Origin of the sequence: Psychrobacter sp. P11G5, from assembly GCF_001593305.1 — a bacterium.
Taxonomy (GTDB): Bacteria; Pseudomonadota; Gammaproteobacteria; order Pseudomonadales; family Moraxellaceae; genus Psychrobacter.
On record NZ_CP012533.1, the window covers coordinates 1758211 to 1770244 of the forward strand.

The 12034-nt window shown below is 43.6% G+C and carries 3 protein-coding genes; all 3 read left to right on the forward strand.

Annotated features, from left to right (window positions below):
• Positions 1-494 precede the first annotated feature (494 nt).
• The 3 genes from AK825_RS07215 to recD all read left to right on the forward strand — a co-directional run bounded on the left by AK825_RS07215 (position 495) and on the right by recD (position 11966).
• On the forward strand, positions 495-5012 hold the full coding sequence (locus AK825_RS07215) for an exodeoxyribonuclease V subunit gamma (protein WP_068035822.1): 4518 nt from the start codon (positions 495-497) through the stop codon (positions 5010-5012).
• A gap of 74 nt (positions 5013-5086) precedes the next feature.
• Entirely contained in the window at positions 5087-9658 is a 4572-nt protein-coding gene (locus AK825_RS07220) for a UvrD-helicase domain-containing protein (protein WP_068035824.1), read from the forward strand.
• Between the two features lie 88 nt (positions 9659-9746).
• Positions 9747-11966, forward strand: a complete 2220-nt coding sequence (recD, locus tag AK825_RS07225) for an exodeoxyribonuclease V subunit alpha (RefSeq protein ID WP_203226463.1) — start codon at positions 9747-9749, stop codon at positions 11964-11966.
• Positions 11967-12034: the final 68 nt, after the last annotated feature.

Sequence of the window (12034 nt, forward strand, 5' to 3'; positions counted from 1 at the left end):
GTTTCAGATGATCAAGCTAGTTATCAATATTAACAAAAAACGCGACATCATTTGTCGCAAGCTATTATGCATTTGAGTAATAAACTAGTAAATAGCGAGTATCAGTGGCACACTATTCGCAGTACATTAGCTCGAAACTTACAACTACAGGTGCTGACGTTTGACAAGTCATATTACATTAAAGTCAGCAGTAGTTCACAATCAAATGCAGCTATCTTAGCAGAAATATATAACTGGCACGATAGCTAAACATAGATTAGTGGGTATTGCTCTTTGTACTTATGATTGCTTTATGTTCTAAGAGCCGTGATGTTAAGACAGCGTTTGTTTTATCTGTTTAAACTTTATTACTTTATATGGTATTAAATTGTCTATATTTATGTCCTTTTAAACTTTTCTAACCGACTAGAACTTCTTATAACGTCATTGTTGTATCGCTGTTATTATTGCGAGCAGTTTTTATTATTTGTCTTATTTTAATTAGATTATTGTCTATGTTTACGATTATTCAGTCCCACCGTACCGAGCTTTTGGTTGAACAGTTATTAACAGCTTATAAGTCCAAAAACCAACCTGTTTTTGAGAAGTTTGTGGTCATTGTGCCGTCCATGGTACTTGGTGATTGGCTAGATAAGTCTATTGCAAGCCAAGCGGGTATCAGCACCTTAGTGACGACGACATTTTGGGGGCAGTATCAGTGGACATTGATGCAGGATGTGTTGAGCCGTCACAATGCCTATTTGTTAGAGCAAGACCCTGATGCGGTAACCCTAAATGTGCCTGAGGTGGCAGTGTTGTCACCAACGGTGATGCAGTGGCGCTTATTTGGGTATTTGACCTACTATCAAGAGGCAATTGTCGCTGATGAAAAACACCCAGTTCATCCATTACTGGCATCTTTGATTGATGAGCCACAAGAGAAGATTCAGCAGAACAATGCTCAACAAGACAATGTACGACAGGATAAAGCGCAACAAGATGCGCGTATTTGGCAGCTAGCAAGTGATTTGGCAAGGGTATTTAACCGCTATTTGACCCATCGTGAGGACTGGTTAGATCTGTGGTCACACAATAAGCCGCTTAATGTGGATGCGCTGATAGCAGATAAGGATGCACTATCTCTGCGCTTTGATAAGTATGCACGCGGCACCCCTGAGTGGTTGGTGGCGCATTATGAAGAGTTAGAGATCGCGCAGCGTTTCTTGTGGTCGCATTTGTTTGCCGATGTGCATCAGCACCGTGTGGCGCTTGAAGATACGTTTTGGTCAGCCTTAAAGGACAACAAGGCGAATGAGCGTGCTCAGTTGCCCAAAGTACTGCGCATTTTTACCATTCAGCAATTGCCGCAAACTGAGCTCGACTTTTTGCAGCGCTTGTCACAATACATGGATATCACACTACTGCACTACAACCCCTCCAAGCTATTTTGGGCAGATATTGTTGATAAGTCGTGGCTACAGCGTCAGCAAATTATTAACCCTGAAAGTGTGTTTTTGCGTGATTATGGTCACAGTTTGCTATCGCGTTTGGGTAAGCAATCACGCGATACCTTTGCCATGCTCGCTAATTTATCGGGTAATGAGCAATACCAAGATGCACTCGTCGAGTGGCAGGACATCTTTAATGAGGGCAATGATGGCTTGAGCGACGAGTTCGGTATTGATTTTGATGACAGTGCGCAACAGGTGCAAGATAGCCCAAGCTTATTAAGGCGTTTGCAAAATGATGTGTTGATGCTAGACGAGAAGTCTACCCAGCAAGCTACCGCAGCAAAAGTCTCGCAAGCAGTCAGCAAACAACTAGAGACAGGCTCTGATCAAGACGAGAAAGAGACGGCGTGGTATGACGATGAAGTATTAGAGAATAAACGCTTTGAGAAGGAGCGTTTTTGGGCAATATCTGCGCAAGATAATAGCCTAAGCATTCATTCATGCCATAGTTTACAGCGTCAACTTGAGGTGCTGCGTATCATGATTGGGCGCTGGTTGAATGAACCATTAACACCTGGTGAGAAAAAACGCCATATATCCGATATTGTCGTGTTGCTACCCGATGTTGAGCGTCACCATGCGCTGATCAGCTCTATTTTCGTCAGCGGTAAAGGTCAAGACGGTTTAACCCTGCCAGCAAAGGTGACTGGCGTTGTCGATGCGGATATTCGTCAGCTATGGGAAGCTATTATTGGTTTTTATAAGCTGTTAGGCAGTCATAGTGCCCGCTTTGAAGCGGCAGAAGTTTTGGACTGGCTGATGCTGCCACCGCTGTATGAAAGTTTTGGCTTAACCCATGACCAAATGAGCCGGGGCTGTGATTTACTGGTAGAGGCAGGCTTTATCCGCGGCTTTGATGAATGGCATCTTAAACAAACCCTAGATAGCAACGACTATGACTACCGATTTACCTTTGCTCAAGCGCTAGATAGATTAACCTTGGGTCTGGTGATGCCAGAGGCCAGTTTGAGCGATTGCTTATATCCTTTGGCACAGGAAGATTGGCCAAGCACTGCCTTGCCAGAGATGAGTTTGCCGCTACCGCAAGTGAGCCTAAATGATGCGATGATTATTGAAGCGCTTTGTCGTATTTATGCCGGTTTGACTGCTCGCCGTGATGATCATACACAAAAACTAAAAGCGGAAGATTGGCTCGATCAGATTGAGAAACAAGTCATTCATCGCTACTTTGGTGATGTCGATCAAACCCGTACGATGCGCGCCATCTATAATGCGATGAATGGCTTTAAGTCAAGCCTGAGGGCCAATCGTCACTATAGACAGTACGCCAGTAGCGATAGTGTCAGTAATGCTAACAAAAAAGAAGTAGAGCAAAGGCTGGCAGGCGTTGAGCAGTTGCCATTAAAGCTGAGTTTTATGTTGGACAGTATCGAGGCGGAGCTTGAGAGTCAGCAGGTCAGTGCCGAGCCGACTGGGGTGATTACCTTTGGTCGATTTGGTGCGTTAAGAAACGTGCCTTTTGATTTGGTGGTGATGCTCAATATGGATCTCTCTGAATTCCCTGGGCGTGATCTTGATAATCGATATGATTTGATGAAAGCCACCAATTCCCGCCGCGGTGATAGAGTCAGTGAAGATGATGATAATGGTGCATTTTTAGACGCATTGCTGTGTGCGCGCAGTGCTTGCTGGATATTTTATAACGGTCAAAGTCTGACAGACACCCACGAGCACCTGCCAGCCAACCCAGTCAGTGAGCTATTACAGTTTTTGCAAGGTGAGGTGCAATGGCAGGTAAACTCGCTTGAAGCATTAGACACATTGCCTGAGAGTGTTGACTCTACCACCGAAAGCCTTAAACGTTATTTACCTAAATTGATTAAGCAGTGGCTGGTGACTGAGCATCCAGCACTGCCGTTTCATGAGAGTTTGTTTGAAACAGATATTGAAGACGCAGATGTTTCTGAGCAAGCGTCTGACACTGCTAAGCCTAATTTGAATGAAAGCGCAGCTATCCACACTGAAAATAATATTCAAGACAACAGACTTATTGATAATGCAGATGAGTTAGATGTTCTTTTAAATACAGCCATGCGCAAAACCAAGCTTGCACAAAAACGTCAGTTTCCGCCTGCGCCGCTTTGGCAAGCGGTGTTTCATACCTTAAAGGGCAGAGCATTTAGTGAGCATGCAGAACTGGTTGGCTTGCCTACCAAAGCACAGTACGAATCAATCGCTCAGCTGCTTGGTCAATCTCTAGGTCAGTTAGGACAAGTAGACAATCAAACCTTAGCTACATTGGCTGAGATGTTGTCACTAGAAGCGACAGCTGTATCCAGTGATTCTGCTGATATAGATGATGCTACTAAAAGGTCTCTTGCCGATACCGTATTTAACATTGGGGAGATAGACGTTGAAGGGGTATTGGCGTATCAAGTGCGTCATCCGGCCAAGGCATTTTTGCGTACTCAAAAGGTGCACGTGGTGCAGGGCGAGGAAGCGATGGCACATCAAGAGCCGCTATTCCTAGATAATCTGACGACTTATCAGATTAAAGAGTATTTGATTAATGAGTTGGCGAGCGATGCAGCCAATAACAGTACCGACAGCACAGCCACGCAAGACAGCCCAATTCTAATGTATCAAAAAATAATGCCAGCAGGTGTGGCGCGCCAAACGACCTTGCCCAATCAACAACAAAAACTGCAACAGCAATGTCAGGAATTTAAAGAGCAGCTAATTGCTAATGGCTTGGATGATACCCAGATATTGGAGGAGAGTGATATAGGCGGTTTGCAGCTACTGACCCCAACCACCGAGCACCCCGTTCAGCTAGCGCTAGCATCCGTGCTAAGTCATGCTGATAGTGAAATATGGCACAAGCTATTACCTAAAATGGTTAAGATAAAAGGCTCAGTACCAACATCAGTGCTAATAGGTGCTAATAACAATCGCTCTAATCTACAGGCTGGCATGTCCTATGCCGAGCAATCCTCCAAGCAGTGGTTAAACATACTACCCAATTCTGCTAGCCCTAAGCATTTAATCAAGTTTTGGTTGTCGCATCTGTATTGGCAAGTTGCTAGACGCACAACTGCCGAGCAGGTAGCACTAAATGATGGCGTAAGTATTTGGCGTTTTAATAAGCCCAGCTCACAAGTCAAAAAGTATGAAAAAACAACCGCCTTTAAGCTAAGCCCTATTGTGTATGAAGATGCCGTAGCCGAGCTAATAAAATGGGCGATGTTTGGCAAGCTAGTCGGTCAAGTGCCGATTACCTTATTGCCAGAATATGCGCTCAGTTATCTTGATAAGTGTGCAAAAGCGGCAGAGAGTGAAGATGAGAGCGGCAGCTATTGGCCAAAACGCGCAGATTTCTCAGATTGGCTAAGACCTAACTATCATGTAGACACGGTATACGATACCTGCTCGCAGCATACTATTTGGCAATATGTACTGCGTGATCAAGACGCCTTTAAAGCCCTATCAGCAGCGTTAACGACGTTAGCACAGCCGCTGTATGAGCCGATGTTTACTGCCCTACAAGGTTTAGATAGTTAGCTGGCTAGTTGGTTATTCAAAACGGTTCGTTTTTTGCCCTTTGGCTTAATTAATAATAAAAAGTGTACGCCCATATGACAGAATTTACCGCCACCACTAACATGATGGACATTTCTACCCAGCCACACTCATCTGATGAGTACCTGAGTGAATCGCCTCACTCATTTGATACATATCAGGGTATGACTGACAGTGAGTGTATGGATGACGACATGACTAAGCCTAAGAATAAGGCGGATGTGATACCAGCGGTTGATGTTGCATTGACGGGTCGGCATCTTATCGAAGCGTCAGCCGGTACGGGTAAAACGTGGACACTAACTGGCATTGTACTGCGTCTGTTGATTGAAGCACGGCGTGCGCCAGAGCAAATTATCGCGACGACCTTTACCCGCGCCGCTGCAGCTGAGATGCGTCAGCGCATTCATGATCGTTTGGTGGATTTTTATCAGCTGCTGCAATGGGTGAATAGCCTGAGTGCTGACCCCGCTAATAAAGAGAGTTTGTATCCGCATATACTACAGGTGACACCTGATAGTGATAGTGATAAGGATAAGCAAGCAGTCAATAGCTCAAATACGGATTCAAACGCTGAAACAGATGTTGATGAACTAAATCAAGACGTTGTTTATAACAACGTTCATGACAAAAAAGCCGCTGCTGAAAAGCGCGCACAAGCAAAAAAAGATCGTGAGGATTGGCTGATCGCTCAGGCTAAATATGTGCGCTTAGATGACATCATGCAAGACCCTATTAATCTGCATTTGGTCGGCTACTTGCTTGATCATGTATACAGCTATCCAATGACAGAGGCCATTCGACGCACGGCGCTGGTATTAACCACCTTGGATAAGCTGTTTGTCGGCACCCTTGATAGTTTGGCGCAAAAATGGTTGAAGGAGTACAGTAGCGAGACCGGTCATCAGCAAGGCATGGCTATTATTGAAGACAGCAGTATTGAGCAAGTGACTGACAGTATTGTTCATGATGAGCTGCGTCAGTTTCAAAGTAGGCTGTATCATGAGCAGCCTAAATTGTATGCATTGATGGATCAGCAAGGTAAGCTGACGGCGGTTGGCGATCATAAAAGTTATGTGACTCGGTCGCTGAATTTTATCTCTGCGCCGATTAATGAGGTTGTGAGCAGTGATTTTTCTTTTGAGGGTTATGAGCGGCTTATCCGCAGTATCATTGAGCGCAGTGACGAGCTTGATGCTTTCTTTAAGCCTGACGGCGAATATTATGAAGTTCCCAAAGGACAATTGCAGAATAACAGAGAGTCTTGGCCGAAAATAATTCAAGTGTTAGAAGAGTCTGGTCCCGCCGCTTACAAGTTTATATCAGACACAAAAACTTATACTGGGAAGTTAATCGAAGCTTTTGAGAAGACTGATGATATAGGCAAACAGTTCTACAAGCCAAAAGACGGTGAAAGAGTTAATTTAATATTTAATGAGTTGCAGGTGGTTCGTGACTTTAAACGGTATATTGAAGAAAGTAAAAAGCTCGATGAATACATAGTTAGCGTCTTGGCTAGTCTAAATCGCCATATTGTGCTTGCGGTACGTGACAGGCTACCCGTTATATTAGAAGAGCGCGGTGAAACTACCTTTAGCTTGCAGATGGTACGTTTGAACCAAGCATTAACGGGTCGGCAAGGAGAGAAGCTGGCGCGTTATATTCGTCATCACTATCCAGTGGCATTGATTGATGAGTCGCAAGACATCAATGGCGAGCAAGCCATTATGATTGAAAGTATCTATCTGCCGAAGCGTAAACGTAAACCGTCGGCCAATGACAAACAGGCTACTAATAAAGCCAACCATGAGTTTTTATTATTGGTTGGTGATCCTAAACAGGCCATTTATGGGTTTCGCGGCGGTGATGTCGCCAACTACAATTATATGAAAGCCCAGTTTGACAAAAGCAGCCTTTGGACGCTTGATATTAACCGTCGTTCAAACGCCAGTGTGATTAATGCCCTAAACTGCTGGTTTGGTATGCCTGCGCCAGTGACTAATGAGAATAGGCTCGCACAGTTAGGTAGTGGTATTTATTATCAACACATTAAAGCACATAAAGAAGAAAATCAGCTGTCTTGGTTTAATGAGCCAGACATACTAAACAGTGACCTAAACAGCGACTTAGTAAATGACGTGCTCTCTGCTCAGCCAGTGAGTGTGTTGCACCTGCCTTATGATAAAGACAAAGAGCTTGAGTACGATGAGCATGAAATCACAGCGCGTCATATTGCGACCTTACTCAGCAGTGGTCAGACATTAAAAGGCAAACCGATTCAGCCGAGTGATATCGGCGTGCTGGCACGTGCCAAAAAAGATTTAAAACGGGTTGAAGACGAGCTAGTAAAACTCAATGTGCCGACCTTGACCACCAGTGATGTCAGTATCTTTGAAACCGTCATGGCAGAAGATTTGGCAGCGCTGCTGAGTGCCATGCTATACCCGTATCGTTATGACATGATTAATCGGGTGCTGACCAGTCATCTATATGGTCTGAGTATCAAGAATGTCAAAGCCATGATGACTGACCATGAGTTAGGGGCTGTAGATTTAAATAGCGTTAATACAAAAGCCATTGATAATCAGAAAAGCTATCAAGACTTTATTAGCTATTTAAAAGAAGGCACACAGCGTTGGCAGCACTTTGGCATATTATCGGCCATGCATTACTTGTTAGATCAAAGCCCTATGCAGCCGCAAGGCGTTTGGCAAGCATTAGCAGCGCATCCAGAAGGCGATCGTCATATTATGGATTTGCGTCATGTGATGGATATCTTAGCGCAGTATGGTATCGGCATGGGAGAATACGAGCTACTAGCCTGGTTTAGACAAAATATAGATACCGCGCCTAGCAGTGATTGGGCCAAGCAGTATCCGCTACCGACAGAGTCTGGCGTGCAGCTGATGACCATTCATAAATCAAAAGGGTTAGAATTTCCCATTGTTTATGTGCTGGGTATGGGAGATGCCAGTAGGAAGTCAGGTAATAAAGAAGAATATGGATTATATCTCTATAATGCGCAACAAAACCCTACTCAACAAGATCAGTCAGAACTAAATCAGCAACCGACAGGCAATCAGCGCCGATTCTCTCCTGTACAAGGCTCTGTGACCACAGAGGGCTACTATACCGATATTGAGACGCAGGAGGGTTTTGATGAGATGCGCCGGCTTGGTTATGTGGCATTTACTCGCGCCAGTGAGCAGCTTTATGTGGTGCTGCGAGATCCCCATAACAAAACAGGGTTTGAATTAAAACCGGTGTTCTACTGGTTTGATTCACCAGAGCCAAAGTTTGAATTGCCAGATAGACTCAAAGGTACCATAGGCATGATTAGAGGGCATAAGGTCAATGAGTTCTATAACGGTAATTGTGCTACCGCTAAAGCAGGCGCATTAGCGGATAATAGAACGCCAGATTTTATGAAGCCCAAAACCGAACCTATTAAGTATGATGATTTTTCAGAAGTTATGAAAATTAATTACTTTTATGGTTGGGCTAAGACCAGTTTTACCGCTTTAGCCCGTCAACTAGACGAATCAACGCAGACAATGGCTATCATGGATGAGCGTATTGATGATGCGATAGATATTGATATGACCGAAACTTCGGTTTCAGTTGTGCCATCACTGAATAATAATGAGTTTGTTGAGCAAGTCGATGAGTTAAGTCTCAAGCTAGAGGATGATATTCGTTTTACTTTTGTGAAAGGTGCCAATGCTGGTACATTTCTGCATGAGATATTTGAAAAAATTGATTTTAACAATAAATCGCAGTGGTCTCAGGTTATCGATAGAGCCATCAGTAGCTATCAGCTGCCACTGGTGTATAGTAGTGCCGAAACCCAAAGTCGTCGATTACAAGCGAAGAAGCAAGAGCAAGGTGATGAGGGTTCATTAAACACTGATTCATTGGATTCGGACTCGATAGATGCTAGCAAGCATGAAGCTCTCATTGGCTGGATTGAAGAGGTGCTACATACGCCGCTATTAGCATCCAATCAACCGTTACGCTCTATTGATGCAAGTCAGAGGTTCGCTGAATTAGAGTTCAATATGGGGCTGTCAGAGCGTTTTAAAGCACAAGATATTAATAGACTCTTTCAACAGTACCTGCCTAATGAAACCGATAAACACGTCAATCTTGTTCCGCAAAACAAAGCGCATTTGTATCGTTATTTGCGTGGTGAAATCGATTTGGTGTATGAGCATGCTGGCAAGTATTACGTCGTCGATTATAAGAGTAATTTTTTAGGAAATAGCCTAAGCAATTATGACGAAACAACTCTCAAGCAAGCAATGTCCAAAGCAGGGTATTGGTTACAAGCAGCGATTTATCAGGTGGCGTTGCATCGATTCTTATCGATGAGGATTAATGACTATGCAGGCAATGAAGATAAGTATTTGGGCGCGGTGGAGTATGTTTTTTTACGGGGCGTATATGATCCAGCTGCCTCGTTAGCTATTGAAGCAGAAGATGCTAATACGCTTGACGGTAGCAACTTAATGCACAGTAATTCAATAAAGCATAAATCAATAAGCAGTGCCCGCTATGGATTGGTGACTTGGGACATTCCTATTGATTTTATTAAAGCCCTAGATGCATTGTTTGGCATGCCAAGTTAGCAGGCTATACAAAATGAATTAGATAATAAATTTGATGCATAGAAATTACTATAGCGATCAATCATATAAATATAGAGAAACACATACCATGAATAATAATAAGAGCAGGGCTGCTATTAGCCTACAAGAAAGCTGGGCCAGCAATATCAGTGATTATATTTTGCTGCGTCGTCAGCAAACGCATTTCGCGTATAGCGTGACCGATGCCAAGCCTAATACTGATACTGATACTGAGAGCGTAAAAATAGATAAAACACCAGATAGTGGCTTATTTACGGCTTTATTCACTATGTTGGCGACGCATTTAGAAGAGGGACATACTGTACTCACCATTGAGGAAACTGAGCATGAGGTGCCGCTGAGCGGTCAAATCAATGGCGAGCTGGTGACACTATATGCTTGGCAACAGCAGCTGTTAGAGATGCTAGCAATGCCGATTATTGCCTTGATTGACACTCAAATAGAGGTTCAATCAGAGGCCGATATTACAGCTGAGGTATCGATATTTTTATTGCTAGAGACTTTGTTTGCTAAGCAAGACCAGCTATGGGCGCAGCTGGCACTCAGTAATCATGAAAAAGAGATGTTGGTTAAGCGGCTGGATACAGTTGAATTGTTATGTAAGTTATTAAAAGATAACGACTTATCGACTTTTACTAAGTTAATCGATGAGCACACTTTGTTCGCTAGCGTTAACGATAACGTCAGTAATAATGAGAATAAAAATAGCCTAAGCAAAAATAATCAACCTATCATTTATCAGCTTATCAATAACAAAGAGGCTGATAAACAACATACGACCATCACGTTTTGGTTACACCGAGCTTGGCAAGCAGAGTTTAACTTAGCAGAGCGCATCAACACTATTTTAGACCAGCAGGTAACACCGCTAGAGATAGCAATACCCAAAAACCTTCACGAACATCAGATAAAGGCAATTAATGTCGCTAATAACAATGCTTTTAGCATTATTACTGGTGGTCCAGGCACGGGGAAGACCTACACCGTTGCTCAACTAGTGATTGCGCTGCAACAGGCGACGAAGAGTGGGGGAGATGCGTCTGAAAGCATTAGGTTCAGCACTGACAGTGCCAGTTTGGCATTAGCAGCACCAACTGGTAAAGCTGCACAGCGTATGCAAGAGTCTCTGCAGGCAGCGTTAGACGCAGCGAATGTTGAATTACAGTTGCAAGAAGCAAAAACTATTCATCGCTTGTTAGGTATTGGTCGGACGGGCAGACCGCGTTACGATGCTAACAATCCACTTGGCGAAGAGATTATCATCGTCGATGAGGCATCGATGCTAGGGGTTGAGCTGGCGAACTATCTTGTGAGTGCGGTAAAGCCTAGCGCAAGGCTTATATTGTTAGGAGATGCGAACCAGTTAGCCGCAGTAGATGCAGGGGCTGTATTGGCTGACTTGTGCCGCATACCGCAGTTACAACCCATTCATGCAGAGCTAACAGAGAGTCGTCGATTTACAGCAGACTCGGGTATCGGTAAGCTTGCTTATCAAATCAACAAGGCAGAGACAGATACTCACGCTATTTGGCAGTTGTTAAAACATGATAAGGCACTGAGCTTTCAATATGTAAGTAACATCAATACCTTGCAAACAGAAGCTTCTCTAGATAATAAGATAGAAAATAGCCTAAGCAAAAAAACGAGTATTTCAAACCTCACTTTAAATTACCATCCCTACCTGAATGAAATTAAATCATTGCTGACAAATCAAATAGAAAAATCCATGCCAGAATCAGTTAAGGATAGCATCACTGCATTAATGGAAACCTTTAATCAGTTCAGGGTATTAACTGCCGGACATAATGGCGAGTGGGGCGACCATTATATTAATAATTACTTTACTCAATGGCACCTTACTGAGCTTAAGCTACCACTGGGTCAAAACACGTGGTTTCATGGTCGTCCCGTTATGGTTCTTCAAAACAACTATGAGCTAGGCTTGTTTAATGGCGATATTGGTTTTTGTTTGCAAACTGGTGATGAGCGTAGTCGACTCGAAGTGTTTTTTGAAAATAAAAAGCAGGGGATAGCCGTCAATCTGCTTAATGAAGAGGTGATTGCCACCGCCTATGCGATGACCATTCACAAATCGCAAGGGTCTGAGTTTGATCATGTGGCCATTACTTTTGATAATAGTCATGCAAGATTGCTGAGCAAAGAGCTTATTTATACCGCTGTGACCCGTGCCAAAGAAAAAGTAACCATATATAGTACGAAATCTGCTTTGGAAAAGGCCGTCCAGACACCCACTGAGCGCCATACGGGTTTGGCATTACAGTTTTAATTGCCCCTGACTACAATCAAAGCAATAAAAAAGCATCCAGTGGGTGCTTTTTTATTGTTCAAACCAAA